The following is a 25,562-nucleotide window of genomic DNA, read 5'->3' on the forward strand; positions in this document are numbered from 1 at the left end:
CGATGGCGCTCGGTCCCTACGCCTCCTTCATCGTGACGTCCTACGTGCTGGTCGCGGCGGTCGTGCTGCTGCTGATCGTCTGGATCGTCGCCGACTATCGCCGGCAACAGTCGCGTCTCAGGGAGATCGAGGCCAGCGGCGTGACGCGCCGCTCCGGCCGCAGCGCGGCCGATATAAGATGAGCGATCAGGCGACCAACAGCCCGCCGCAAGCGCGCCGCCTGCTGGTAGTGCTGCCGCTGGTGATCTTCCTCGGCCTCGCCGGGCTGTTCCTGCTGCGGCTCTATGGCGGCGATCCCTCGAAAATCCCGTCGGCGCTGATCGGTCGGCCGGCGCCGCAGACCGCGCTGCCCGCGCTCGACGGCCTGGTGCGGGACGGCGCGCCGGTCCCCGGTCTCGATCCCGCCGCCTTCAAGGGCAAGGTCTCGGTCGTCAATGTCTGGGCGTCGTGGTGCGTGCCGTGTCACGACGAGGCGCCGCTGCTGACCGAGCTCGGCAAGGACAAGCGCTTCCAGATCATCGGCATCAACTACAAGGACTCGCCCGAGAATGCCCGGCGCTTCCTCGGCCGCTACGGCAATCCATTCGGCATCGTCGGCGTCGACGGCAACGGCCGCGCCTCGATCGAATGGGGCGTCTATGGCGTGCCCGAGACCTTCCTGGTCGGGCGCGAGGGCACCATCGTCTACAAGCTGGTCGGCCCGGTGACGCCGGACAACGTCAACAGCGTGCTCAAGGCCGAGATCGAGAAGGCGCTGCGCGCGGGCAAGTAGGCGCGTCGGCATGCCGTGACTCGCGAACCTGAATCGCGCATGAATGGCGCGAGAAAACACCTGCGGCATAATACTTCGACACGTTTATCTGCGGTTCATTTCGCGGCCACGGCAACGCCATGAACGCACCCCCAACTCAGTGGCGTTGACATCAACGTTCCTCTGGAGGGGACATATGCGCAAGACCACGCTCGCTTCACTTCTCGCCACCGCACTCACGCTCGGCATGATCACGGCGTCGCCGTCGATGGCCCAGACTCCGCAGCCGGCTGCGCCCGCCGCGAAGTCCGAGAGCAAGATGGCTCCCGCCCCGAAGGCCGCCACCCCTGAGTTGAAGACGACGGGAATGGCGAAGGACGACCTGCTCGACATCAACAGCGCCAACACCGACCAGCTCGACGCGCTGCCGGGCGTCGGCAAGGCCTATTCGGCCGCGATCATCAAGGGCCGCCCCTACAAGGGCAAGGATGAACTGGTGCAGAAGAACATCCTGCCGCAGGCGACCTACGACAAGATCAAGGACAAGATCGTCGCCAAGCAGAAGAGCTGAGGCGGCTCACTTCACCTCTCCCCGTTCTTTACGGGGAGAGGTCGAAATTCGCGCGAAGCGGGAATTTCGGGTGAGGGGCTTTGGACGGTGTTTGTCACAAACTCCGAGCCTATCCGTGGAGAGACCGCTCACCCCAACACTCTCCCCGCAGAGCGGGGCGAGGGAGCAGAGTGCTGATCACCCCTTCCGCACGTCGCCCGCGTCGGCCTCGCTCGCCTCCAGCGAGGCCGGCTCGAGGTGATAGCGCTTGGTCAGCGGCATCTGGGCGATGGCGAAGATCATGGTCAGCGGCGTCACGCCGAACACCTTGAAGTTCACCCAGAAGTCCGTGGTCTGCGTGCGCCAGACGAGCTCGTTGAGAACCGCCATGCCGGCGAAGAACAGCGCCCAGCGCATGGTGAGGATGCGCCAGCCCTGCGGCGTCAGGTTGAACACCTGGTCGAACATGATGGCGATGAAGGACCGGCCGAAGAAGAGCCCGCCGCCGAGCACGGCCGCGAACAGGCCATAGATGATGGTCGGCTTGACCTTGATGAAGGTCTCGTCGTGCAGCACCAGCGTCAGCGTCCCGAACACCAGCACGATCGCGCCGGTCACCAGCGCCATGATCGGCACGTGCCTGGTCACCACATAGGATGCGATCATTGCGGCCACGATCGCCACCATGAACGCGCCGGTCGCGACGAACAGGTGGTACTTCGCGTTGGCGATAAAGAACACGAGCAGCGGCCCGAGTTCGGTCGCCAGCTTGAACAACGGATGCGGCTGGGTCTTGTCCATCAATCGATTCCAGCAATTGCCTTGGCAAAATCCTTCGCCGCGAAGGGCGCGAGGTCCTCGACGCCTTCGCCGACGCCGATGAAATGCACCGGCAGCTTGTGCTTCTCCGACAGCGCGACAAGGATGCCGCCGCGCGCCGTGCCGTCAAGCTTGGTCATCACGAGCCCCGTGACGCCTGCCGTACGATGAAATGCCTCGACTTGCGACAACGCATTTTGTCCCACCGTGGCGTCAAGCACGAGCAGCACCGCGTGCGGCGCCGACGCATCGACCTTCCTGATGACGCGCACGACCTTCTCGAGCTCGTTCATCAGCTCGGACTTGTTCTGCAGACGTCCGGCGGTGTCGATCAGCAGCACGTCGCGCGCCTGCTCCTTGGCCGCGGTCAGCGCGCTGAAGGCAAGGCTCGCCGAATCCGAGCCCTGGGCGCCTGATATCACCGGCGACTTGGTGCGTTCGCCCCAGACCTTGAGCTGCTCGATCGCCGCGGCGCGGAAGGTGTCGCCGGCGGCCAGCATGACCTTGCGACCCTCGGCGGAGAATTTCGCCGCCAGCTTGCCGATCGTCGTGGTCTTGCCGGAGCCGTTGACGCCGACCACCAGGACGACGAACGGCTTTTTTCCGGCATCGATCTCGAGCGGCTTCGCCACCGGCGCCAGCACCTTCTCGACCTCGGTCGCGACGACGTCCTTGACCTCGTCGGCGGAGATCGCCTTGTCGTAGCGGCCCTTGCCGACCGCCTCGGCAATGCGGACCGCGACATCGGTGCCGAGGTCGGCGCGCAGCAGAACATCCTCGATGTCGTCGAGCATGGCCGAATCGAGCTTGCGCTTGGTGACGAGGTCGGCGACCGCGGTCCCGATCGAACTCGAGGTCCGCTTCAGGCCGCCCTTCAGCCGCTGCCACCAGCTCTGTTTTGGAGTTCCCGCAGTGGTATCGTTCATGGCGCGGCTGTGTTAGCCGTTTCGCACTCCAAACGAAAGTCTCGACGAATTGATCGATGTTCCCCAATTGACCGCGGAAGAAATCCTGGGCCGGGTGCTCCACCGCGACGGGCTGATGCTGGTGATCGACAAGCCGGCCGGCCTGCCGGTGCATCGCGGTCCCAAGGGCGGCCCCAATCTGGAAGCCTCGTTCGACGCGCTGCGGTTCGGCCTGCCGCGGCCGCCGGTGCTGGCGCATCGGCTGGACAAGGACACGTCCGGCTGCCTCGTCCTGGGACGCCACCGCAAGGCGACCGCCTCGCTCGGGCTGTTGTTCAAGCACAGCAAGATCTCGAAGACCTATTGGACCGTGGTCGAGGGCGGCCCCGCCGAGGATGAAGGCACCATCGACATGCCGCTCGGCCGGCTCAATGCCGAGCGCGGCTGGTGGCAGAAGCCGGACCCGGATGGCCAGAAGGCGATCACCAACTGGAAGGTGCTGGGGCGTGGCGACGGCCTCACCTGGCTCGCGATGGAGCCGGTCACCGGCCGCACCCATCAGCTGCGGGTGCACTCGGCGGCGATGGGCTGGCCGATCGTCGGCGACAATATCTATGGCAACGGTCCGCGCTTCGGCGAGCCGACTTTGCATCTGCATTCCCGCGAGATCGGCATCCCGATCTCCAGGAACAAGGACCCGGTGCATGTGGTCGCGCCGGCGCCCGAACACATGCGGGAGCGGCTCAAGGCCTGCGGCTGGAACGGGCAGTAGCCTCCGTGATTTTACGGAGAATTATCCTTTACGGAACATTCAGGCCCATCGGATAGTCCTGCAGGCGGCTTAGAAAAAGCGCGCCGCGACGGCTCAGGACGAGCAATGCTGAATGATGGGCAAGCAATTGTCGACGAGGTCGAGGCTGCGATACGCGCAGGCTCCGCCGACAAATGCCTGGCCACGGCAAGGCGCGTCACCAGCCTTTTCCTCGCATCCGCCGGCAAGTTCAACAGCGAACAGATCGAGTTGTTCGACAACGTGCTCGAGCGTCTGGTGAAGACCATCGAGTTGCGCGCGCTCGCCGACATCAGCGCCCGGATGGCGCTCACCGACATCAGCGAACAGCTCGCACCGGTCGCCCAGGCACCGCCCGCGATCATTCGCCGCCTCGCCAGCAATGACGAGATCAGGATCGCGCGGCCGATCCTGCAGGAATCGTCGCGGCTCAGCGCGGACGACCTCGTCGAGATCGCACAGACCAAGAGCGAGCAGCATCTGCTCGCCGTCGCCGGCCGCTGGTGGCTGAAGGAGGTCGTCACCGACGCGCTTCTGGCGCGCCGCTTTGCGAGCGTGAGCCACCGCCTTGTCAGCAATCCCGGCGCCAAAGTATCGCCGGGCGGATTTGCCGTCATCCTCGCGCAGGCCGAGCACGATCCGGTGCTTGCGGTGCAGACCGGGATCCGCGCCGATCTGCCCTCGGAGCTCCGTCTTCAGCTGCTGCACGACGCAACGGAAGAGGTTCGCGCCCGTCTGCTGGAACGCGCGCCGGCACATCTGTTCGAGGAAATTCGCAATGCGATCGCAGCGGTCGCCGCCGGCGTCGAGCGCGACATGGCCCGGGTTCGCGACTTCGCCGCGGCCAGGCGTCACATCGCAAAGCTGAAGGACGCCGGCGATCTCAACGAGGCCGCCCTGCTCGGCCTCGCCAGACAGCGGATGTATGAAGAAACCATCGTTGCGCTGGCCGACCTTGCGCATGCAAGCATCGAGGTGATCCGTCCCCTGATGCAAAGCCTCCGTAGCGAAGGTCTGCTGGTGCCCTGCCGGGTCGCTGGGCTCAGCTGGGAGACGACGGCCGCGGTGATGGAATGCCGCTATTCGACCGGATCGATGGGGCCGGTCGAGCTCGCCAACGCCAGGAGCCAGTTCACACGATTGACGCACGCCAACGCCGACCGCCTGCTACGGTTCTGGCAGGTCCGCGCGTCACAACCGGCAAAGCCCGGCCATCGCAGTCGTTGATGATCTCGCGCGCAATGTCGCGACCGATTCCGAATTTACCGGTCAAGCAAAGTATTCGGTGCCACCACCCGCGCATGCGGATGATCCAGCATTCCAGCAGCGACACCGATTCGTCGCGCGACTTTCTCCGCACACTCCACGGTCGTCCCGGCCTAGTGCGCAATTGCGCACGGAGGCCGGGACGACAGCGAATATATAGCGCGACCGGTGAGTGATACCTACTGACTCATACCTGCGCTCTGGCGACATGATCTGTCCGATCCAACGCGTCTTGACTTGCTAGGATGACGGAGATGGAGTCGGAGTGAGCGTCTCAGCGATCCTGTGCAACGAGGCGCGCGCCGTCATGGCCCGTCACGACAAGCCGCCGCACCGCGCCGGGCACATCATCATCGATCGCGACCGGCAGGAAATGCTCGGTGCGGCCCTGCGTGCCGCTCTCGATCAGCACCTCGCGCGTCGCGCCGACTTCCGCATCAAGCCGGCGCAGCAACGCGGCTTCGCCTGCCGTGCGCAGCTGCCTGGCGCGCTCCTTGATCGCGCCGCCCTCGACCTGCGGCATCCGCGCGGCCGGCGTGCCCGGACGCCGCGAATAGGGAAACACGTGCAGGAAGGTGAGATCGCATTCTTCGACCAGGTCGAGCGAGCGCGCAAACATCTCTTCAGACTCGGTCGGGAAGCCCGCGATGATGTCGGCGCCGAGAGCGATGTCCGGCCGCAGCCGGCGAACCTGCGCGCAGAAATCGATCGCGTCCCGGCGTGAATGCCGGCGCTTCATTCGCTTGAGGATCATGTCGTCGCCGGATTGCAATGAGAGATGCAGATGCGGCATCAGCCGCGCATCGTCGGCGATGACATCGAGCAGGTCGCGATCCGCCTCGATCGAATCGATCGACGAGATACGCAGCCGCTTCAGCTCGGGCACATGGCGCAGGATCTGCCGGGTCAACTGGCCGAGTTTCGGCGCGCCCGGCAGGTCGGCGCCATAGCTCGTGAGATCGACGCCGGTCAGCACGATCTCGGCATGGCCGCGCTCGACCAGCGCGCGGACCTGATCGACCACCGCGCCCATCGGCACCGAGCGCGAATTGCCGCGGCCGTAGGGGATGATGCAGAAGGTGCAGCGATGATCGCAGCCGTTCTGCACCTGCACGAACACCCGCGGCAGGCCTCGCTCAAAGCCGTCGAGCAGATGCGGCGCCATCTCGGTCACCGCCATGATGTCGGCGACCGCGACCTTTTCGCTCGCGTCGATGCCGAACGGCGCCTCGAATGCTGAACGTGTCGCGCGCCAGGCGTCGCCGCGCATCTTCTCGTCATTGCCGACGACGCGATCCACCTCGGCCATGTCAGCGAACATCTGGCTTTGCGTCTGCGCCGCACAGCCGGTGACGACGATGCGCGCCTGCGGGCGTTCGCGTTTCAGCTTGCGGATCGACTGCCGCGCCTGCGCCACCGCCTCGTTGGTGACGGCGCAACTGTTGATGACGATGGCATCAGTAAGCCCCGCCTGCTCCGCCTCGCGACGAATCACCTCAGATTCGAATGCGTTGAGGCGGCAGCCAAAGGTGACTACATCGATGCCCATAACCGATCTCACGCCCGATCAAGCGACGCTGGCGAACAGCGCCGGATCGAAGCGGCCCTCATATTCGAAATCGGCGGTGCCGGTCATCAGCACGTGATCGTCGCGCTCGCGCCACTCGATGCCGAGCTTGCCGCCGGGCAGCGTGATCTCGACGCTGCGGTTGGCACGCTTCAGCCGCGCCGCCGCGACCGCCGTCGCGCACGCCGCCGAGCCGCACGCTTTGGTCAGGCCGGCGCCGCGCTCCCAGGTGCGGATCGTGATGTGGTCGCGATCGACGATGCGGGCCAGCGTGATGTTGGCGCGCTCCGGGAAGATCGGATGGTTTTCCAGCAGCGGCCCGAAACGCTCGAGGTCGTAGGCATTGACGTCATCGACCCAGAAGATCGCATGCGGATTGCCCATCGAGACCACCGAGGGCGAATGCAGCACCGGATTGTCGATCGGCCCGACCTGCAGCTCGATGTAGCGGGTGTCACGGAATTCCTCAGCCAGCGGAATGTCCTGCCAGCCGAACTTCGGCGCGCCCATGTCGACGGTGTAGAGATCGGGCGCCGGCCCCTGCCAGCAATTGAGCAGGCCGGCGCGGGTCTGGAACGTCGCTGATGTCTGGCCGGTCTTCTCGAAGATCCGCCGCACCACGCAACGCATGCCGTTGCCGCAGGCCCCAGCTTCCGAGCCGTCATTGTTGTAGATCGAGATGAACGCTTCGGTGCCGTCGAGCCGCGGCGGCTGCAGCACCATCAGCTGGTCGTAGGGCACGCCGCCGGCCGGCGAAGCCACCGCGCGCGCCTCCGCCGCCGACACCTGCGCCCGACCCTGTGCCGCCTCGGAATCGCGCAGGTCGACGACGACGATCTCGTTGCCGATGCCGTTCATCTTGGCGAATGCGTGATTGGCGAGCGCGCTCATCGATTTTCCCAAATTCTGCCCGGTTATATGGCGAGTGATGGCCCGTTAGCCAGCCTGAATAGCCCCATGACACATCTGTCATGGGACGAATGCAGAACTTGCGTGTTAGGAATATCGCACCTCGCGGACCGCGCGCGCCGGGACAGATCGAGCGGCCGTTTGAGGCAGGGGATGGAGAATAACCAATGAACCGTATCAACACGCTCCGCGCGGCCCTGGTCGCGCTGCTGCCCTTGGCCGCGATCGCACTGGCAAGCCCGGCCCCCGCCCAGTCGCCGTCAGCCTCGCCCGCTCCCGCGGCGAGCCCGAACCCAACCCCGGCGCCTGCACCGTCGGCGACGCCGGTGCCCCCGCCGGCCGAGACCAAGTCGCCGGCCGACAGCCCGGCCGCAGCGCAGACCCCGACGCCGGCGCCGGCCGCCCCGGTGCAGACCGCCGATCCCTTCGGCGAGCCGTTCACGCTGGAGCCGAAGAAGGTCGTGATGCTGAAGGGCACGGCCAATTGGGATTCCGCCTTCGACGCTCTGATCGAGGCGTTCAAGCAGCTCACCGCGCTGCTCGACAAGGACGGCGTCAAGGCATCGGGCAATCCGATGATCGTCTACACCTCGACCGACGACACCGGCTTCACCTTCATCGCCGAGATCCCGGTCGATCAGGACGTCAAGAACCTCGGCAAGAACATGAGCATGGGCAATTCGCCTGACGGCAAGGCGCTGAAGTTCGTCCATCGCGGTTCCTACGACAACATGGACAACACCTATGAGGCGATCACCAATCACCTCGACGACAAGAAGCTCGAAGCCAAGGACACCTTTATCGAGGAATACATCACCGATCCGCTGAAGACCGCGGAGGACAAGCTTGTGATCAACGTCTACGTACCCCTGAAGTGAGCCAGATGACCCACCGTCTCCCCTTCGCCGCCACCCTGATCGCGACCACGCTGCTGGCCGCGCCCGTACTGGCCAATGACGACTTTCCGCCGGCGATTTCGGTCACCGGCGAGGCGACCGTGTCGGCGCCGCCCGACCAGGCGCAGCTCGACGCGGGCGTCACCACCGACGCCAAGACCGCGCGCGAAGCCGCCGACGCCAACAATGTGACGATGGGCAAGGTGCTGGCCGCGCTGAAGGGCGCCGGGATCGCGGAGAAGGACTTTCAGACCTCGCGGCTGTCGCTGCAGCCGCAATTCGCCAATCGTGGGCCGTCGTCGCCGAGCGCCCCGCCCAGCATCATCGGTTACCACGCGAGCAATCGCGTCACGATCAGGCTGCACGATGTGAGCAAGGTCGCCAGCGTCATTGACGTGCTGGTCGGCGCCGGCGCCAATGATATCGGCGGGCTCAATTTCTCGGTGTCGCAGGCCTCGAAGCTGCTCGATGACGCCCGCGAGAAGGCGATCGCCGACGCCCGCCGCAAGGCCGAAATCTACGCCAAGGCCGCCGGCGTCACGCTCGGCGCGCCCGTGAATATCGCGGAGGTCGGCTCGGCGCCGGTCCCGGTGTTCCGTCCCAAGATGGCCACGGCCGGATTCGCCGCGCCGACGCCGGTGGCGCAAGGCGAGGAAACGCTGACGGTCAATGTGAGCGTCTCCTGGGCGATCAAGGAGAAGTAATTCAAGGTGGCCAATTGATGTCGTCCCGGCGAAGGCCGGGACCCATTACCCCAAATATTGATTGTTGCGCGACGCTGGGGCCACGATTCCGTTCACAACCAAATTCGGTGGTAATGGGTCCCGGCCTTCACCGGGACGACGCTAAATCTCGAACACCTGCCCGGGCTTCAACGTCAGAAATTTCTCGCGCGGCACGCTCGCCGCGTCGAGCGCCTCGGTGAGCGATCGCCGGCGCGTCGATCGCTTCGTCGGTCAGCTGGAACGTGCCGTGGTGATGCGCCAGCGCCTGCGCCGCGCCGCAATCGGCCAGCGCCTTCACCGCATCCTCCGGATTCATGTGCTGGTCGCGCATGAACCAGCGCGGCTCGTAGGCGCCGATCGGCAGGATCGCGAGCCTGAGCGGGCCATGCGCCTCGGCCACCCGGCGGAAATGCCCCCCGTCGCCGTAACCGGAATCGCCGACGATGTAGAGCTTGCCGGCCGGCGTCTCCAAAACAAAACTCGCCCACAGCGCCTTGTTGCGATCGAACAGCCCGCGCGCCGACCAGTGCCGCGTCGGCACCAGCGTCGCGGCAAGGCCATTGCCGAGCTCGATGCGCTGATGCCAGTCGAACGCCTCGGCTTTGATCGCAGCATCGGACGTACGCATCGTGACGTCGTTGCCGAGCGGCGTGATCACGCGAGAACCAAATGCCCCCGCAAGTCTCGACAGCGTCGCGACGTCGAGATGATCGTAGTGGCCGTGCGACACCAGCACGACATCGATCCTGGGCAGTTTCTCGAATGCGATGCCGGGATCGTTGTGCCGCTTCGGCCCGGCGAAGCTGAACGGTGAGGCGCGCATCGACCAGACCGGATCGAACAGGATGTTGAGGCCCGCGGTCTGGATCAGCCAGCTGGCATGACCGACGAAGCAGAACCGCACCCTGTCGCCATCGACGCGGGGCGGCGGCGTATCGGCATGGGGGCTTGGCGCCCATTCCGGCCAGACCGCGCGCTGCCGGCCGCCCCCGAACTGCCAGCGCAGCACCTCACCAAGCGATTTCGGCGGCGAGCCGTCCGGATCGAAGAAGTGCAGGCCGTCGAAATGATCGGAGACGGGGCCGTCGTAGGTTTTCATAAGAGACATCCAGATCGAGGGCACGCCGATCGCCGCGGCGGCTCCGGTCAAGGTTGCAAGCAGGCGGCGGCGGGTGATCAGCACGCGGGTTCCGGAATAGGAGGCAGGCTCCGGTTATATGGGTGGCAGCGGCGAATTCGGAACCAGGACGGCAAATCGACGTGATTTCAGTACCTTACTGTCCAAGCTAAGTGGATTTCAGCGAAACTTTCCTTGACTTTGCCGCCCCGGCAGCGTTTAACCCGGCCACTTTCTCGGAAAGCCCCGTCTTTTCGACCCGCCGACTGGTCCTGGAGGCCAGAGGCCAACGCCCGACAGCGCGATGCGCCCTCGGGCGCGAAAGTGTTTGGGACCATCGTCTTGGCCTGACGCCAAGGCGGACTATGTGGTCATCACCCGCAAAAGCGGGTCATGACCAGAAGCGAAATAAGCGCGCTCACGGGCGCAACGAAGGACAACGGCATTGTTCGACAATCTGTCGGAACGGCTTGGTGGCATTCTCGATCGTCTGACGGGGCGCGGCGCGCTGACCGAAAAGGACGTCGACGCCGCGATGCGCGAGGTGCGCCGCGCGCTGCTCGAGGCCGACGTCGCGCTCGAGGTGGTCCGCAGCTTCATCGACCGGGTCCGCGAGCAGGCGATCGGCGCCACCGTCGTCAAGTCGGTGACGCCGGGCCAGATGGTGGTGAAGATCGTCCATGACGAGCTCGTCGCCACGCTCGGTTCCGACGGCCAGACCATAGATATCAACTCCGTCCCGCCGGTGCCGATCATGATGGTCGGTCTGCAAGGCTCCGGTAAGACCACCACCACCGCGAAGCTCGCGCGCCGCATGGTCCAGCGCGACAAGCGCAAGGTGCTGATGGCCTCGCTCGACGTCTACCGCCCGGCGGCGATGGAGCAGCTCGCGGTGCTCGGCCGCGACCTCGACATTCCGACGCTGCCGATCGTCGCCGGCCAGATGCCGCCGCAGATCGCAAGGCGCGCGCTAGAGGCCGGCAAGCTCGGCGGCTACGACGTCGTGCTGCTCGACACCGCGGGCCGCACCACGCTCGACGAAGACATGATGAAGGAGGCGGCCGAGATCAAAGCCGCCGCCAACCCGCATGAAGTGCTGCTGGTCGCGGACAGCCTCACCGGCCAGGACGCGGTCAACCTCGCGCGCTCGTTCGATGAGCGCGTCGGCCTCACCGGCATCGTGCTGACCCGCGTCGACGGCGACGGCCGCGGCGGCGCCGCGCTGTCGATGCGCGCCGTCACCGGCAAGCCGATCAAGCTGATCGGCACCGGCGAAAAGACCGACGCGCTGGAAGACTTCCATCCGAACCGCATCGCCGGCCGCATCCTCGGCATGGGCGACGTCGTCTCGCTGGTCGAGAAGGCGGCCGCCAATATCGACGCCGAGAAGGCCGCGCGCACCGCCGAGCGGATGCGCAAGGGTCAGTTCGACCTCAACGACATGCGCGAACAGCTGCAGCAGATGGCCAATATGGGCGGTATCGGCGGCCTGATGGGTATGATGCCCGGCATCTCCAAGATGAAGAACCAGATCGCGGCGGCCGGCATCGACGACAAGATCCTGAAGCGCCAGGTCGCGATCATCGATTCGATGACGCGGCAGGAGCGCAAGAATCCGGACATCTTGAAGGCGAGCCGCAAGAAGCGCATCGCGGCGGGCGCCGGCCAGAGCGTCGAGCACGTCAACAAGCTCTTGAAGATGCACCGGAACATGGCCGACATGATGAAGGCCATGGGAAGCGGCAAGCGCGGCCCGCTCGCCGGCATCGCGCAGGCGATGGGTTTTGGCGGCGGCATGAAGCCGCCCTCGGCCGAGGAGATGAAGGCGCTCGCCGAGAAGATGCAGGGCGGCGCCGGCGGCGGCCTACCGAACCTGCCGAAGGATTTGCCCGCCGGTCTGCGCGGCGGCTTGCCGAACGTGCCGGGCCTGACCGGCCTTTCCGGCAAGCCGATGCTGCCGGGCCTCGGCGGCTTCCCGGGCAAGAAGAAATGAGGAATTCGTCGCGACGGCTCACACGTGGCCGGCGCGACGCGGAATGCCAATCAATCGAACACATCGACCTTTGAAGGAGAACTGAATGTCCGTTGTTATCCGCCTCGCTCGCGCAGGCACCAAGAAGCGTCCGGTCTATCACGTCGTCGTCGCCGACTCGCGCTTCCCGCGCGATGGCCGCTTCATCGAGCGTCTCGGCCACTTCAACCCGCTGCTGCCGAAGGACAACGAGTCGCGCCTGAAGCTCGACATGGACAAGGTGAAGGCCTGGCTCGCCAAGGGCGCGCAGCCATCGGATCGCGTGACCCGCTTCCTCGACGCCGCCGGCGTCAAGAAGCGCGCGCCGCGCAACAACCCGGAAAAGGCCGTGCCGCGCAAGGAGCGCAAGGCGCAGGCCGAAGCTGCCGCCAAGGCTTAAGGCTGAACGGCGACCACGGTGGCTGCACCGGTCTGTGTCGCCCGTATCGGCGCTGCGCATGGCGTGCGCGGCGCCGTCAGGCTTTGGACCTTCACCGAAGATCCGCTGGCCGTGAAGGACTACGGCCCGCTGATGACCAAGGACGGCACGCGCCAGTTCGAGGTCACACATGCGCGCGAGGCCAAGGACCATCTGGTGGTGACGCTGAAGGGCGTCGCCAGCCGCGATGATGCCGAACGACTCAACGGCCTCGAGCTCTACGTTCCGCGCGACCGGCTGCCGGACACCGACGACGGCGAATACTACCACACCGATTTGATCGGGCTCGCCGCGGTGACGACGACGGAGCAGCCGCTCGGCAGGGTGATCGCGATCCACAATTTCGGCGCCGGCGACATCATCGAGATCGCCCCGCCGCAGGGCGCGACGATGCTGCTGCCATTCACCAATGCCGTGGTGCCGACTGTCGATCTCGAAGGCGGCCGCGTGGTGATCGACCTGCCCAAGGAAATCGACGACGAGATCGACGGCGACGATCCGTCGGCCGCCTGAACCAAGAATATCAGCCCGTCATCCGGCCCTGCTGCTCGAGCCAGTCGCAGAACACCGCGCTGTGCGGATCGCTGCTGCGGCCTGCGGGAAAATACGCGAAGTAGCTCCGCGCCGGCAGGCTGACATCCGGAAACGGCGTCACCAGGCGCCCGGCCGCGAGATCGTCTGCGATCAGCGCGGTCGGTCCCATCGCGACGCCGAGACCATCGAGCGCGGCCTGGATCGTCAGATAGAAATGATCGAAGGTCAGCGCGGCCGCCGGCTCCAGCGCGGATTGCCCGGCCTCGGTGAGCCAGTCGCGCCACAGCCGCGGCATCGACGTGACATGCAGCAGCGTATGCCGTGACAGGTCCGCGATCTCACGCAGCGGCAGTTGCGCTGATAGCTTCGGACTGCACACCGGCAATCTCCGCTCCGACACCAGGAAGCGTGACGAGAAGCCGTGGAAGGTGTCGGGGCCACCGCGGATCACGACGTCGAATGGTTCAGGCAGCGCATCCACCGGATCGTTCGACGTGCTCAGGCGCACCTCGATATCGGGATGCTCGGCGCGAAACCGGCTCATCCGCGGTAATAGCCAGCGCAGGCTGAAGGTCGCGAGCGCATTGACGCGCAACACCGCGATCGCCATATCACCGCGCCGCGCGCGATGCTGCTGCACGGCGGCGGAAATCCGGTCGAGCGCGGGTGCGAACTCTGCCAGCAATGCCGCGCCTGCCGGCGTCAGCACCACACGCCGCACCGATCGCCGAAACAACGACGGGGCGCCCAGCCATTCCTCGAGCAGGCGGATCTGCTGACTGACCGCGCCATGGGTCACGCTGAGCTCGGCGGCGGCCTCCTTGAAGCTGCCGAGGCGTGCGGCGGCCTCGAAGGCACGGACCGCATTGAGCGGCGGCAGGCTGCGGCGTGGGACGAACATTGATCCCTCAATACAAGATTTTCTAACGCATGATCCGATTATTACTGATTTGTGACAACAGCCTTGGCGACGCATACTGCCATGCAAGCTGCTTGTATGGCTTTCTTTTCTAAGGTCCCCGCCCGATGCGCGCCCGTCCAAACTTTAGATTTTCTTGCATTGGCTGGCGGCAATGAGCGTATCGGCCGAAACCGGCACGACGCGGCCCGACCGTGCCCGGTCAACCCGCACCCTGACCGTGACCGGGCTCAATCACGCCCTCCACGACGGCTACACCGACGTCATCTACGTGCTGCTGCCGGTCTGGCAGGCGGAATTCGCGTTGAGCTACGGCCTGCTGGCGCTGCTGCGCGGGCTCTATGCCGGCGCCATGGCCGGGCTGCAGATTCCGGTCGGACGCATCGCGGAGCGGATCGACGGCAAGATCATCCTGATCGCGGGCACGGCGCTGTCGGCGCTCGGCTACGCGTTTGCCGGATTCTCCGGCGGTGTCATTGGCCTCGGCCTCGCCCTCGCGCTCTCCGGCGCGGGGTCGAGCACGCAGCATCCGATCGCTTCCGCCGCGGTGTCGCGCGCCTATGGCACGGCGGCGCGCGGGCCGCTCGGCGTCTACAATTTCTCGGGCGATCTCGGCAAGGCGGCGATCCCGGCGCTGACCTCGATCCTGCTCGTGATCATGTCATGGCGGCACACGCTGCTCGTGCTGGCTTTCGCAGGCCTGCTGGTCGCGGTCTGCATCGCGCTCTGGATGCCCTCGGTCGGCAAGGGCGCCGAGCACAAGGCGACATCAGCATCGCGCGGCGCCAGCACAGGCGGCGGCTTTCGCTGGCTGCTCGCGATCGGAATTCTCGACACCGCGGTCAGGATGGGCTTTCTCACCTTCCTGCCGTTCCTGTTGCGCGACAAGGGCGCCTCGCTGCCGACCAACGGCCTCGCGCTGGCGCTGGTCTTCATCGGCGGCGCCGCGGGAAAATTCACCTGCGGCTGGCTCGGCGAGCGGGTCGGCACGTTGCGCACCGTGCTGATCACCGAAGGCGGCACGGCGGCGCTGATCGCAGCCGTGCTGGCGCTGCCGCTCGCACCGGCCATCGTGCTGCTGCCGCTGCTCGGCGTGATGCTCAACGGCACGTCCTCGGTGCTCTACGGTACGGTGCCCGAGCTTACCCCCGCGCACCAGACCGAACGCGCCTTCGCGCTGTTCTATACCGGAACGATCGGGTCGGGCGCGATCGCGCCGGTGCTCTACGGTTTGCTTGGCGACGCGCTCGGCCCGACGCTCGCGACGGCTGCGACCGCGCTCACGGCGCTGGCGATCTGTCCGCTTGCGGTCGCGCTCGCGCGGCATCTCGCTGACGATCAAGCGACGGCATCACCATAACGTGGGTTAGCCCGTAGCCCGGATGAAGCGCAGCGCAATCCGGGGCCGCTCGTCATTACTTGCGTGATTCCCGGATTGTGCTTCGCTCCATCCGGGCTACCTAAGCAATGGTCTCACGGAGCATCCCAATGACAAGCACGCACAAGGCCTGGCGGCTGCACACCCACAATGATCTCCGCTTCGAGGATGTCGCGACGCCGAAGCCCGCGCCCGATGGCGCCGTGGTGCGGATCGAGGCCGGCATGGTGCTGTCTTATACCAACAAGCTCTTGTCGGGCGCGCTGCCCTACAGCCTGCCGCCGATGCCGTTCGTGCCGGGCACCAATGCGATCGCGCGCGTCGTCGCCACCGGCGAGAACGTCACCCATGTGCAATGCGGCGACCGCGTGTTCCTCAGTCCGCATCTGCGCGGCGACGTGCCTGATCGCGATCCGCCGCAGATCCTGATCGGCCTCACCGCGACGGTGACGACGCCGGAAGCGTTCGCCTTGCAGACGCGCTGGCGCGACGGCGTGTTCGCGGAGATCGCGCACTGGCCGGCCGCCTGCGTCACGCCGCTTGCCAATCTCGACGACAAGCCGGCCACCGAATTGATCGGGCTCGCAAAACTGATCGTGCCGTTCGGCGGATTGCAGCGCTCCGGCCTGCGCGGCGGCCAGACCATCATCGTCAACGGCGCGACCGGCTATTTCGGTTCGGGCGGCGTGATGCTCGCGGTCGCGATGGGCGCGGGCCGCGTCGTCGCGGTCGGACGCAAGGAGGCCGCGCTCGAGCAGTTGCGCGATGCATTCGGCCCGCGCGTCATTCCCGCCGTTGTCAGCGGCGATGCCGCAGCCGACCTTCAAGTCATCCGCCGCTCCGCCGGCGGCAGCGCCGATGTCGCGCTCGATCTGCTCGGCGCCGCCAAGAGCACGTCGACCACACTGTCCTCTCTGCGCGCGCTCAGGCGTGGCGGCCGGATGGTGCTGATGGGCAGCGCCGAAGTGCCGCTCGAACTCTGGTTCCGCGAGATGCTGGCCAATGACTGGGAGGTGGTCGGGCAGTTCATGTACGACCGTACGGCACCAGGCCAACTCGCCGGCCTCGCCGCCGAAGGCCTGCTGGACCTGCGCAAGATCAATGTCGCGACGTTCAAGCTTGCCGACTTCCGCCGTGCGGTGGATGCGGCCGCGATGATGCAGAGCCTCGACCTCACGGCCGTGGTGCCGTAACGAGAGGCCATGACATCGCAAGACACCCCAGCCCCGGCGACACCATGGCGCGCCACCGTGCTGACCCTGTTCCCGGACATGTTTCCGGGGCCGCTCGGCGTGAGCCTCGCCGGCAAGGCGCTGGCTGGCGGGCTCTGGGCGCTGGAGGCGCGCGACATCCGGGCCTCGGCCACCGACAAGTACCGCAGCGTCGACGACACCCCGGCCGGCGGCGGCCCGGGCATGGTGCTGCGGGCCGATGTCCTGGCGGCGGCGATCGACGCCGCTGACATCGCGCCTGACCGCCCGCGCCTCTTGATGAGCCCGCGCGGTCGGCCATTGACCCAGACCCAGGTCGCGGAGCTGGCGGCCGGGCCCGGCCCCCTGATCGTCTGCGGCCGCTTCGAGGGCATCGACCAGCGGGTGATCGAGGCGCGGGGCCTCGAGGAGGTCTCGATCGGCGATTATGTGCTGTCCGGCGGCGAAATCGCCGCGATGGCCCTGATCGACGCCTGCGTCCGCCTGCTGCCGGGGGTGATGGGCAAGCAGGCCTCGGGAACCGAGGAAAGCTTTTCCGAAGGACTACTGGAATACCCCCAATACACCCGCCCGCAGGAGTTCGAGGGCCGGCCAATCCCGGAAATCCTGATTTCCGGCGATCACGCCAAGGTCGCGGCCTGGCGGCTGGCCCAGTCCGAGGCCCTGACGGCGGCCCGGCGGCCCGATCTCTGGGCCCGCAAGGCCGGCCAAAAAGCCGCTCCGCGAGGGACAAAAAACAAGACAGACGGGTGACAAACCCTGCGCTTTGCCTTATACGGGCGGCCAAATCCGCACCCGCGCAGGATAGATGGACGTTTGCGCAGCCCGCGAAAGGCTGGGCGCGCCGCCGATGGAGATTTCAATGAACCTTATTCAGCAGCTCGAAAAAGAGCAGTTCGACAAGCTCGCCGCCACCAAGGATATCCCGGAATTCGGACCCGGCGACACCGTCATCGTCAACGTGAAGGTGGTCGAAGGCGAGCGTACCCGCGTGCAGGCCTATGAGGGCGTTTGCATCGGTCGTTCCGGCCAGGGCCTCAACGAGAGCTTCACCGTGCGCAAGATCTCCTACGGCGAAGGCGTCGAGCGCGTCTTCCCGGTGATGTCACCGATGATCGACTCGATCAAGGTCGTGCGTCGCGGCAAGGTTCGTCGCGCCAAGCTTTATTATCTGCGCAACCTGCGCGGCAAGTCGGCCCGCATCGTCGAGAAGCAGGACCGCCAGACCGCCGTCGGCGAGTAACGTTTCCCTCAGGGGATGTGACCGAAAGCGCGGGGCCTGCCCCCGCGCTTTTTTGTTGCGGCATACCTATCTGACGTGCAGGCCCGCGCCTGGATCGATTGTCGCGGGCGCGAGCCCTGTGTTAGAAATTTAGAATGGTTCCGGATCAAGCAAGCCAGCGCTGCCCAAGTCAGTGCCCAAGTCAGACCTGCAAGCGCGTCGTGATCGACGATCGCTCGCGGCTGCCCGGCCGCTTCTTCGGGCGCTTTGCGACGTCGGCAACGTCCGAGCTTAGACGCGCAGCGTAACGCTGCCTGGACGCTTTCGCCTGTCCGCTCGCTTAAGACGCGCTCATGCCATTCCACCACTGAATTCTTCTGGAGCTGAAGCTCATGTCCAAACCGACCACGCTGTACGACAAGATCTGGAACGACCATCTGGTCCACGAGGCCGACGACGGCACCTGCCTGCTCTATATCGATCGCCACCTGGTGCACGAGGTGACCTCGCCGCAGGCGTTCGAAGGGCTGCGCGCCGCCGGCCGCAAGGTGCACGCGCCCGAGAAGACGCTCGCCGTCGTCGACCACAACATCCCGACCACCGACCGTTCGAAGCCGAACCCCGACCCTGAAAGCATCGAGCAGATGCGGGTGATGGCGGAGAACGCCAAGGAATTCGGCATCGAGTATTACAACGAGTTCGACAAGCGCCAGGGCATCGTCCACGTCATCGGCCCGGAGCAGGGTTTTACGCTGCCCGGCACCACCATCGTCTGCGGTGACAGCCATACCTCGACGCATGGCGCGTTCGGCGCGCTCGCGCATGGCATCGGCACCTCCGAGGTCGAGCATGTGCTGGCGACGCAGACGCTGATCCAGAAGAAGGCCAAGAACATGCGCGCGATCGTCGACGGCAAGTTGCCCGAAGGCGTGACCGGCAAGGACATCATCCTGGCGATCATCGGCGAGATCGGCACCGCCGGCGGCACCGGCTACGTGCTGGAATATGCCGGCGAGGCGATCCGTGCGCTCTCGATGGAAGGCCGCATGACGGTCTGTAACATGTCGATCGAAGGCGGCGCGCGCGCCGGCCTGGTTGCGCCCGACCAGAAGGCGTTCGACTTCCTGCGCGACCGCCCGAAGGCGCCGAAGGGCGCCGCCTGGGACGCCGCGATGCGCTACTGGGAGACGCTGCGCTCCGACGAGGGCGCGCATTTCGACCACGAGATCCGCCTCGATGCCGCCAAGCTGCCGCCGATCGTCACCTGGGGCACGAGCCCTGAGGACGTCATCTCGGTGACCGGCTTCGTGCCCGATCCGGACAAGATCGCCGACGAGGCCAAGCGCATCTCCAAGCATCGCGCGCTGAAATATATGGGCCTGACCGCCGGCACGAAGATCACCGACATCAAGCTCGACCGCGTCTTCATCGGCTCCTGCACCAACGGCCGCATCGAGGACCTGCGCGCCGCCGCGAAAATCGCCGAGGGCAAGACCGTCAACGCCAATGTCAACGCGATGATCGTGCCGGGCTCGGGCATCGTGAAGGAGCAGGCGGAAGCCGAAGGCCTCGACAAGATCTTCATTGCGGCCGGCTTCGACTGGCGCGAGCCGGGCTGCTCGATGTGCCTTGCGATGAACCCGGACAAGCTGAAGCCGGAAGAGCGCTGCGCCTCGACCTCGAACCGCAACTTCGAGGGCCGCCAGGGCTTCAAGGGCCGCACCCATCTGGTCTCGCCCGCGATGGCCGCGGCCGCCGCGATCGCCGGACACTTCGTCGACGTCCGCGACTGGCGGTAAGGCAAGCGCGGGTTTCGTCTCAAGCTCGAGCCGTTTCGGAAACGGCTCGTTAACGGGGCGCACGCACACTGCCTCCTTGCGAAAACGAGTCTTCGCAAGGAGCGCGTGCCGTGGCCGATAAACCCGAATTCGTCGACATGATCAGCGACGCGACGCGCCAGAAGCGCCGTCGTGCAGTAGCGCGCATCATCGATCCGCTCCCCGAGGTGAAGGAAACCTCGCGCCTCAGCCACTGGCCGCCGGAGCGCTGGACGCAATGGCGGATGGAAAACCTGACGCCGTGGAAGATAAAGTCCTGGAAGCTGAAGAACTGGGATTAGCGCTTCATTCTTGACGCGGTTTCTTCACGCCAACCGGCGTCCACTTCGCTCGAACACGCTCCAGCGCGCAAAGAGAGTGATCCAACAAGACGGGCGCCGTGAGGCGCCCGCTGTCATTTCAGACTATTACCAATAGACCCGGTACGGCCGCCAGTAGTGGCGGTGGTGCCACCACGGCCGGCAGATCCGACCTCCCTGACAACGGCAACAAGCACCACGCTGATGGCAGCCGGCTTCATTGCGTTCATTGCAGTCGCTCCCGGCATGACGCTAGTCTAGAAACCGCTGAGTGAATGCGCCATGAACGCGCAAAACGCAGCGACGAAACGTCCGGAGGAACGCCAGTGACTGTCTATGTGATCGTGCAACTCAAGATGACCGATCGCGCCGCCTATGATCGGTATCAGGCGCGCTTCTTCGACGTGTTCAGGAAGTTCAACGGACGCCTGCTGTCGGCCGACGAGCAGCCCGCGGTGCTCGAGGGCAGCTGGGATCGCGACAAGCTGGTGCTGATGTCGTTCCCTGACGAAGCCGCATTCCGTGCCTGGTCGGAATCGCCCGAATATGTCGAGATCTCGAGGGATCGCAAGGCGGGCGCGCAGGGCATTGTGCTGCTGGCGAAGGGCTTCGCGCCCTGAGGCGAGCGGAGCAGTTCCGATCGGAGCCGCTCTCTCGTTGCAGCGCTGATGTCGCGCCCAGCGCGACTGCGCGCATCACCAGAACGGGCCGAACCCGAAGCCGAAGGTGAATGGCGCCGGCGCGGCATATGGGTACGGCCGATAGTAAGAGGGCCGCCCGTAATAATAGGAGCCGTACGGCCGATAATAGGAATAGGGCCGGTAGTACGGCCGGTAATAGGGACGGTAGCCGTGGTGATAGTGGCGACGATGGTAATGGTGATGATGGCGCTGCGCGCTGATATCAGTTGCCTTCTGCTTGCCGCTGCGGTGCCGCGGCCTGCGGCTTGGCCGATGCCGCGGCGGTTGCCGATGCCGGCGCCGTCAACGCGAATGCACACGCGACAGCCGCAACACCGATCCATCTCATCATGATCAACTCCTGCAGATTGCGATTGATATCATCTCGCATGGGCGAATCTGCCGGTTTGATGGCTGAGAACGACAACAGGCCCGCTGCTCACGGGCCTGTGTCTCATCTGCGCTGATACGCCGCGCGATCAACGGCGCCAGTGGCGACGATGCCCCCAGCCGCGGTGATGTCCGCGATGCCAGCCACGATGCCAGCCGCGCCCGCCCCAGCGTACCTGAGTGGTCGTCTGGTTCGCGTTGTCCTGAACCGTTGCGGCTGTGCCCGGCGTAGCGAGCGACATCGCGCTTGCACGCTCGGCCGGCGCCGCCAACACCAACACGGCACCGACGGCCGCCAGTCCCAGAACCTTCATCGCCTTCATGAATTGTCTCCTTGATCCCTTTAAGTCACGTCTTGCAACGAACGATCAGATCTTGCTTTGACGCGTTTTCTTCACGCGAGCCGACGTCCATCCCGCATCACGTGCGGGACAGGCTCCGCTGGAAAACGCTTGAGCTTTCGAATCGACCCCGTTGCCGCGACGCAGATCGCAAGCAGAATGCGGACGACGTGAATGGGAAGTGAATAACTGCGCCACGATCATGAATGCTGCGAGCGCGCTTCAGGTTCCGACACGGCCGCAGGATTTTTGGTGTCGATGCGTAAATCCGGCATAGACTATGGTCGCATGTTGTGAGGTGCTTCTCGCAGGACATCGCCAATGGCACAGCAAGGCCCGCGCAAATGATTGGCACTCGGCACGGCAGCGCTCGGCGGTTCCATCATTTCAATTGATGTCGCGCTCGCCTCGCAAGGACCGGGCGGCGCCATGGGCACTGCAAGCCATCTCACGCAATTGCTGATGGCGGTCGCGGTCTATGGATCGATGGGATTGATCGCGGCTGTTGCAATGATCGGCGCGACGCGCCGACATACGCGCAACTAGCCCGGCCGCCAGAAGCAGTTCATGCGCGGCGTGATCACGGTACCGCTCGGCCGATGCTCCTGCACATAGGTCGCAGTGCAGTCGCGCACGGCGTTCGGACCGGGATTGTAGCGCGGGATGACATCGGGTTCCCAATGATCGGGCCGGGACCGGTAGATCGGCACGCGCTTCAGCCGGCGGCGCTCGACGACGCGCTCGCGCACGACCGGTGCCGCCTGCCCGACGCGCGCCTCAGCTGCCGCGCTCTGAGCCTGCGCTCCCGTCGCCGGGAGCGAGAGCCCGACTGCTACAGCCAACAACGCTGCCGCCACGATCCGTTTCATTACGCCCACCCAAGCTCGATTCTTGAGCCCCATTCGTGGGCGGCACGGTCTCCCATTGCGCCGCCAAGGTCAACTGCGCTGGCGTCGCCGATAGCACTCGCGCTAAAGGAGTGTCATGTGGACCACAGAAAAAGCCCCCTCGCTCGCCGAGATGGAGGCCATGGCGCACGAGGTCTTCGAGCGCCTGCCCAAGACGTTCCGGGCCCTCTGCGAGGGGCTGATCATCCGCGTCGACGATTTCCCGACCGATGAGGTGCTCGACGAGATGCAGGCCGAGAGCGAGTTCGACTTGCTCGGCCTGTTTCAGGGCATCGGCCTGCCGCAGCAGAGCCATAGCGACGTGGCCCGGCTGCCCAACCTGGTCTGGCTGTACCGCCGACCGATCCTGGACTACTGGGCCGAGCACGACGAGACCCTCGGCCACATCGTCCGCCACGTGCTGATCCACGAGATCGGGCACCATTTCGGCCTCTCCGACGCCGATATGGAGGCGATTGAGGCCGATGCGGGCTAAAGCGTTCTCGAGCGAAGTGGGACCAGTTCGCGTGAAGAAAACGCGTCAAAACAAGAAGCTGGAGCCTCGTTCCGATTTCATCGGTACGGAAAAGGGCTCCAGCCCTGCAGAAATGGCCCTTTTACCGCTGTCACATTCGCGATAAACATCCAGCCGATATCCGCTATTTTTTGCCCGGGAAGAGCACCGATGGACAAGTTCACCACGCTGGAAGGCGTCGCGGCGCCGCTGAAGATCATCAATGTCGACACCGACATGATCATTCCGAAGCAGTACCTCAAGACCATCAAGCGCACCGGCCTTGGCAAGGGGCTTTTCTCCGAGCAGCGCTACAAGGATGACGGCAGCGAGAACCCCGATTTCGTCCTCAACCAGCCCGCCTATCGCAACGCGAAGGTGCTGGTCGCCGGCGACAATTTCGGCTGCGGCTCGAGCCGCGAGCACGCGCCCTGGGCGCTGCTCGATTTCGGCATCCGCTGCGTGATCTCGACCTCGTTCGGCGACATCTTCTACAACAACTGCTTCAAGAACGGCATCCTGCCGATCCGCGTGTCGCAGGAGGACCTCGACAAGCTGTTCGACGACGCCGAGCGCGGCGCCAACGCGACACTGACCATCGACCTCCCCAACCAGGAGATCCGCGGTCCCGACGGCGGCAAGGTCAAGTTCGAGATCGACCCGTTCCGCAAGCACTGCCTGATCAACGGCCTCGACGACATCGGCCTGACGATGGAGAAGAAGGCGTCGATCGACAGCTACGAGACCAAGCTCAAGGAACGCGCCTGGGCTTGAGGCTCAGCGCATCATCGTGCCCCGGTGCCGTCAGGCGCCGGGGCTTTTCTTTGCCAAATTCGCTCGCCGCAAACCCGCTGATAGCTGACGCGCATGCTGCCTGACATCGTCACCTTCTGGCACGGCTCGATGGATGCGCTACGCCAGACCTGCCTGCGCTCGCAGGTGGCGGCGGGGCACAAGGTCACCGTCTACAGCTTCGATCCGATACCCGGCCTGCCCGAGGGTGTCGGCAATGCCGAGGCCGAAGCCGTGCTGCCGCATTCGTTCGCGGAGAAGCTGCGCCCGGCGGAGCCCGACGGCTCGTGGCGCGACTGGACCATGCTGCAGTTCAGCGACTTCTTCCGCATGCGGCTGATGGCGCAGCGCGCCGGCCTCTGGCTCGACGCCGACGTGCTGCTGCTGAAGGGCGTCGAGCTCGATCCGGCAAAGCCCTATTTTGCCTGGGAGCGGCCGCGGCAGCTCGGCAACTCCGTGCTGTATCTGCCGCAAAATGATCCCATCGTGCGCGCGTTCGAAGCGCTGATGCAGCAGGACGAGCTGATTCCGGACTGGCTGGCGCTGCGCCATCGCCTGACCTTTGCGATGCGCCGGCTGCGCGGCAAATCCAATCGCCTCGCCGACATCCGTGTCGCGATCTACGGCCCGGCGGCACTGACCGCGCTGGCGCGCCGCGCCGACGAATTGCAGCACGCGCTGCCGAAGCGATCATTCTACGCCGTGCATGCCGAGCCGAGGCTATTCTTCGAGCCGTCGGATTTTTCGCGCTACCTGAATGATCCCGGGATCATCGGCCTGCACATCTCGCCGAAGGGACGCGGCAAGGCGGCACCGATCCCAGGCAGCCTCTACGCGTGGGCGGCGCAGCGCTTCGGCCAACGGAACACCTTGAGCAAGCCTTAGCCAATTTGATCTGCCGCAAGGTCAGGCCGCGCAGAAGGCCTCATATGGGACAGCCATTCTATCTTGGAGGCACCCCATGACCACAGAAGCTCGGACGTATCCTGCCGTCGAGTATCTGATCGACGTGTTCGGCAACTGGCTGAAGCATCGGCGGGAGCTTCGTGAACTGCGCGAACTCGACGATGCAAGTCTCAACCAGATTGCAGGCGACCTGCGGGTCAGCCGCGACGACCTCGCGGCGCTGGTGCGCCAGGGACCACACAGCGCCGACGAGTTGCCCAAGCTGCTCGAGGCGCTCGGGATCGATGAAGAGAAGCTGGCGCGCACCGAACCCTTGGTGCTGCGCGACATGGAGCGGGTCTGCAGCCTGTGCGGCCATAAGCGGCAGTGCGAGCACGATCTCGCCACCGGGACGTCCAGTACACGCTATCATCAATACTGCCTGAACGCTGCGACGATCGACGCGTTGGGCGAGGCCGGACGCCGCTAACCGCAGCTCAGAGTTTGAAGGTGCATCGATGCTGAATCGGTACGTCGTCTGGCGTCGTGCATTGCTGGTCGTCCTGATCGTGGCGGCCGCACTTTTCCTGTTGCGTCTGCATCAGGCCAACGGTGCGGAACAGCCCGCGGAGAGCGTCGCTGCCGGACATCGGCTGGCTGAAGCTTGGTGCATGGAATGCCATGCCATCGGCCCCATCATCACGAGTGTGAAGAAAGTGCCGCCGGACTTCGCCGCCGTTGCCGACCGCCCCTCGACCACCACGCTCTCGTTGAAGGTCTTCCTGAAGACCAGTCATCCGACGATGCCGAACATCATCATCGGGCCGAGTGAGGCCGATGACCTCGCAAATTACATTATGAGCCTGAAGCGAGACTACTAGCGGGATCAGTCTCGGTTCTGATTCAATCAGAACCCAAACTCTAGAT

General features: G+C 65.3%; 31 protein-coding genes and 1 pseudogene. 23 read left to right on the forward strand and 9 right to left on the reverse strand.

Features of this window, described 5'->3' with window-relative positions:
• Positions 1 to 2: 2 nt before the first annotated feature.
• The 3 genes from ccmD (at position 3) to JEY66_RS42115 (ending at position 1,322) form a co-directional block, all read left to right on the forward strand.
• The gene (ccmD, locus tag JEY66_RS42105; RefSeq protein WP_016845070.1) at positions 3 to 182 is read left to right on the forward strand and encodes a heme exporter protein CcmD; all 180 of its coding nucleotides are present in this window, start codon (positions 3 to 5) and stop codon (positions 180 to 182) included.
• Positions 179 to 772, forward strand: coding sequence for a DsbE family thiol:disulfide interchange protein (locus tag JEY66_RS42110; RefSeq protein WP_016845069.1), 594 nt, complete (start codon positions 179 to 181; stop codon positions 770 to 772). Before ccmD ends, JEY66_RS42110 begins: the two co-directional genes overlap by 4 nt.
• Before the next feature lie 175 nt (positions 773 to 947).
• Entirely contained in the window at positions 948 to 1,322 is a 375-nt protein-coding gene (locus JEY66_RS42115; protein ID WP_016845068.1) for a ComEA family DNA-binding protein, read from the forward strand.
• Positions 1,323 to 1,499: 177 nt separating this feature from the next.
• Here JEY66_RS42115 and JEY66_RS42120 read toward each other — a convergent pair whose 3' ends face one another.
• Positions 1,500 to 2,102: a septation protein A gene (locus JEY66_RS42120; RefSeq protein ID WP_016845067.1), complete on the reverse strand. Its 603-nt coding sequence runs from the start codon at positions 2,100 to 2,102 to the stop codon at positions 1,500 to 1,502.
• The gene (gene ftsY / locus JEY66_RS42125) at positions 2,102 to 3,046 is read right to left on the reverse strand and encodes a signal recognition particle-docking protein FtsY (RefSeq protein ID WP_016845066.1); all 945 of its coding nucleotides are present in this window, start codon (positions 3,044 to 3,046) and stop codon (positions 2,102 to 2,104) included. The genes JEY66_RS42120 and ftsY overlap by 1 nt, the downstream gene beginning before the upstream one ends.
• A 49-nt stretch (positions 3,047 to 3,095) precedes the next feature.
• Between ftsY and JEY66_RS42130 the strand changes: the two genes are divergently transcribed.
• On the forward strand, positions 3,096 to 3,797 hold the full coding sequence (locus JEY66_RS42130) for an RluA family pseudouridine synthase (protein ID WP_026192094.1): 702 nt from the start codon (positions 3,096 to 3,098) through the stop codon (positions 3,795 to 3,797).
• Positions 3,798 to 3,902: 105 nt separating this feature from the next.
• Positions 3,903 to 5,042: a DUF2336 domain-containing protein gene (locus JEY66_RS42135; RefSeq protein ID WP_016845064.1), complete on the forward strand. Its 1,140-nt coding sequence runs from the start codon at positions 3,903 to 3,905 to the stop codon at positions 5,040 to 5,042.
• A 313-nt stretch (positions 5,043 to 5,355) separates the two neighbouring features.
• Here JEY66_RS42135 and mtaB read toward each other — a convergent pair whose 3' ends face one another.
• Together mtaB and dapF are read right to left on the reverse strand one after the other, a co-directional pair.
• Positions 5,356 to 6,630, reverse strand: coding sequence for a tRNA (N(6)-L-threonylcarbamoyladenosine(37)-C(2))-methylthiotransferase MtaB (gene mtaB, locus JEY66_RS42140; RefSeq protein WP_016845063.1), 1,275 nt, complete (start codon positions 6,628 to 6,630; stop codon positions 5,356 to 5,358).
• Positions 6,631 to 6,648: 18 nt separating this feature from the next.
• A complete protein-coding gene (gene dapF, locus JEY66_RS42145; RefSeq protein ID WP_016845062.1) occupies positions 6,649 to 7,539 on the reverse strand; it encodes a diaminopimelate epimerase in 891 nt (296 codons plus the stop codon).
• Between the two features lie 185 nt (positions 7,540 to 7,724).
• On the opposite strand from dapF, the gene JEY66_RS42150 reads away from it, so the two are divergent.
• A complete protein-coding gene (locus tag JEY66_RS42150) occupies positions 7,725 to 8,435 on the forward strand; it encodes a GyrI-like domain-containing protein (protein WP_018269391.1) in 711 nt (236 codons plus the stop codon).
• Between the two features lie 5 nt (positions 8,436 to 8,440).
• Positions 8,441 to 9,157: an SIMPL domain-containing protein gene (locus JEY66_RS42155; RefSeq protein WP_038376664.1), complete on the forward strand. Its 717-nt coding sequence runs from the start codon at positions 8,441 to 8,443 to the stop codon at positions 9,155 to 9,157.
• A 141-nt stretch (positions 9,158 to 9,298) separates the two neighbouring features.
• On the opposite strand, the pseudogene JEY66_RS42160 reads toward JEY66_RS42155, so the two are convergent.
• A pseudogene (locus JEY66_RS42160) lies at positions 9,299 to 10,361 on the reverse strand (MBL fold metallo-hydrolase).
• Between the two features lie 379 nt (positions 10,362 to 10,740).
• Here JEY66_RS42160 and ffh point away from each other — a divergent pair.
• The 3 genes from ffh (at position 10,741) to rimM (ending at position 13,258) form a co-directional block, all read left to right on the forward strand.
• Entirely contained in the window at positions 10,741 to 12,288 is a 1,548-nt protein-coding gene (gene ffh / locus JEY66_RS42165; protein WP_018269389.1) for a signal recognition particle protein, read from the forward strand.
• A gap of 85 nt (positions 12,289 to 12,373) precedes the next feature.
• Complete coding sequence (gene rpsP / locus JEY66_RS42170; RefSeq protein WP_016847621.1) at positions 12,374 to 12,706, forward strand: 30S ribosomal protein S16; 333 nt, start codon at positions 12,374 to 12,376, stop codon at positions 12,704 to 12,706.
• An 18-nt stretch (positions 12,707 to 12,724) separates the two neighbouring features.
• Entirely contained in the window at positions 12,725 to 13,258 is a 534-nt protein-coding gene (gene rimM, locus JEY66_RS42175; protein ID WP_026192093.1) for a ribosome maturation factor RimM, read from the forward strand.
• 10 nt (positions 13,259 to 13,268) lie between these two features.
• Here rimM and gcvA read toward each other — a convergent pair whose 3' ends face one another.
• Entirely contained in the window at positions 13,269 to 14,180 is a 912-nt protein-coding gene (gene gcvA / locus JEY66_RS42180; protein ID WP_016847623.1) for a transcriptional regulator GcvA, read from the reverse strand.
• A gap of 172 nt (positions 14,181 to 14,352) precedes the next feature.
• Here gcvA and JEY66_RS42185 point away from each other — a divergent pair, with 172 nt between their 5' ends.
• From JEY66_RS42185 to JEY66_RS42215, 7 genes are all read left to right on the forward strand, one after another.
• Positions 14,353 to 15,558 carry an MFS transporter gene (locus JEY66_RS42185; RefSeq protein WP_016847624.1) on the forward strand — a complete coding sequence of 402 codons (1,206 nt, stop codon included), beginning with the start codon at positions 14,353 to 14,355 and terminating at the stop codon, positions 15,556 to 15,558.
• Positions 15,559 to 15,686: 128 nt separating this feature from the next.
• Positions 15,687 to 16,769 carry a quinone oxidoreductase family protein gene (locus JEY66_RS42190; RefSeq protein WP_016847625.1) on the forward strand — a complete coding sequence of 361 codons (1,083 nt, stop codon included), beginning with the start codon at positions 15,687 to 15,689 and terminating at the stop codon, positions 16,767 to 16,769.
• Positions 16,770 to 16,778: 9 nt separating this feature from the next.
• Positions 16,779 to 17,540 carry a tRNA (guanosine(37)-N1)-methyltransferase TrmD gene (trmD, locus tag JEY66_RS42195; protein ID WP_050999311.1) on the forward strand — a complete coding sequence of 254 codons (762 nt, stop codon included), beginning with the start codon at positions 16,779 to 16,781 and terminating at the stop codon, positions 17,538 to 17,540.
• Between the two features lie 109 nt (positions 17,541 to 17,649).
• Positions 17,650 to 18,030 carry a 50S ribosomal protein L19 gene (rplS, locus tag JEY66_RS42200; RefSeq protein WP_018269387.1) on the forward strand — a complete coding sequence of 127 codons (381 nt, stop codon included), beginning with the start codon at positions 17,650 to 17,652 and terminating at the stop codon, positions 18,028 to 18,030.
• Positions 18,031 to 18,401: 371 nt separating this feature from the next.
• Positions 18,402 to 19,808 carry a 3-isopropylmalate dehydratase large subunit gene (gene leuC, locus JEY66_RS42205; RefSeq protein ID WP_016847628.1) on the forward strand — a complete coding sequence of 469 codons (1,407 nt, stop codon included), beginning with the start codon at positions 18,402 to 18,404 and terminating at the stop codon, positions 19,806 to 19,808.
• 110 nt (positions 19,809 to 19,918) lie between these two features.
• Positions 19,919 to 20,128, forward strand: coding sequence for a hypothetical protein (locus JEY66_RS42210; RefSeq protein WP_016847629.1), 210 nt, complete (start codon positions 19,919 to 19,921; stop codon positions 20,126 to 20,128).
• Between the two features lie 344 nt (positions 20,129 to 20,472).
• Positions 20,473 to 20,766, forward strand: coding sequence for a DUF1330 domain-containing protein (locus tag JEY66_RS42215; protein WP_016847630.1), 294 nt, complete (start codon positions 20,473 to 20,475; stop codon positions 20,764 to 20,766).
• A 283-nt stretch (positions 20,767 to 21,049) separates the two neighbouring features.
• Here JEY66_RS42215 and JEY66_RS42220 read toward each other — a convergent pair whose 3' ends face one another.
• Both JEY66_RS42220 and JEY66_RS42225 read right to left on the reverse strand, forming a co-directional pair.
• Positions 21,050 to 21,253: a hypothetical protein gene (locus JEY66_RS42220; protein WP_125459343.1), complete on the reverse strand. Its 204-nt coding sequence runs from the start codon at positions 21,251 to 21,253 to the stop codon at positions 21,050 to 21,052.
• A gap of 52 nt (positions 21,254 to 21,305) precedes the next feature.
• Positions 21,306 to 21,539: a Slp family lipoprotein gene (locus JEY66_RS42225; RefSeq protein WP_016847632.1), complete on the reverse strand. Its 234-nt coding sequence runs from the start codon at positions 21,537 to 21,539 to the stop codon at positions 21,306 to 21,308.
• Between the two features lie 366 nt (positions 21,540 to 21,905).
• On the opposite strand from JEY66_RS42225, the gene JEY66_RS42230 reads away from it, so the two are divergent.
• Positions 21,906 to 22,103: a hypothetical protein gene (locus tag JEY66_RS42230; protein ID WP_016847633.1), complete on the forward strand. Its 198-nt coding sequence runs from the start codon at positions 21,906 to 21,908 to the stop codon at positions 22,101 to 22,103.
• Here JEY66_RS42230 and JEY66_RS42235 read toward each other — a convergent pair.
• On the reverse strand, positions 22,100 to 22,426 hold the full coding sequence (locus JEY66_RS42235; RefSeq protein ID WP_016847634.1) for a hypothetical protein: 327 nt from the start codon (positions 22,424 to 22,426) through the stop codon (positions 22,100 to 22,102). The two genes, JEY66_RS42230 and JEY66_RS42235, sit on opposite strands and share 4 nt — an antisense overlap.
• 115 nt (positions 22,427 to 22,541) lie before the next feature.
• Here JEY66_RS42235 and JEY66_RS42240 point away from each other — a divergent pair, with 115 nt between their 5' ends.
• The 5 genes from JEY66_RS42240 to JEY66_RS42260 all read left to right on the forward strand — a co-directional run bounded on the left by JEY66_RS42240 (position 22,542) and on the right by JEY66_RS42260 (position 25,516).
• Positions 22,542 to 22,940, forward strand: a complete 399-nt coding sequence (locus tag JEY66_RS42240; protein WP_016847635.1) for a metallopeptidase family protein — start codon at positions 22,542 to 22,544, stop codon at positions 22,938 to 22,940.
• A gap of 189 nt (positions 22,941 to 23,129) precedes the next feature.
• A complete protein-coding gene (leuD, locus tag JEY66_RS42245; protein WP_016847636.1) occupies positions 23,130 to 23,732 on the forward strand; it encodes a 3-isopropylmalate dehydratase small subunit in 603 nt (200 codons plus the stop codon).
• A 93-nt stretch (positions 23,733 to 23,825) separates the two neighbouring features.
• Entirely contained in the window at positions 23,826 to 24,635 is an 810-nt protein-coding gene (locus tag JEY66_RS42250) for a hypothetical protein (RefSeq protein ID WP_016847637.1), read from the forward strand.
• A gap of 76 nt (positions 24,636 to 24,711) precedes the next feature.
• A complete protein-coding gene (locus tag JEY66_RS42255) occupies positions 24,712 to 25,125 on the forward strand; it encodes a hypothetical protein (protein ID WP_016847638.1) in 414 nt (137 codons plus the stop codon).
• A gap of 28 nt (positions 25,126 to 25,153) precedes the next feature.
• A complete protein-coding gene (locus JEY66_RS42260; protein WP_016847639.1) occupies positions 25,154 to 25,516 on the forward strand; it encodes a c-type cytochrome in 363 nt (120 codons plus the stop codon).
• Positions 25,517 to 25,562 lie beyond the last annotated feature (46 nt).

This window comes from Bradyrhizobium elkanii USDA 76 (assembly GCF_023278185.1).
GTDB classification, from domain to species: Bacteria; Pseudomonadota; Alphaproteobacteria; order Rhizobiales; family Xanthobacteraceae; genus Bradyrhizobium; species Bradyrhizobium elkanii.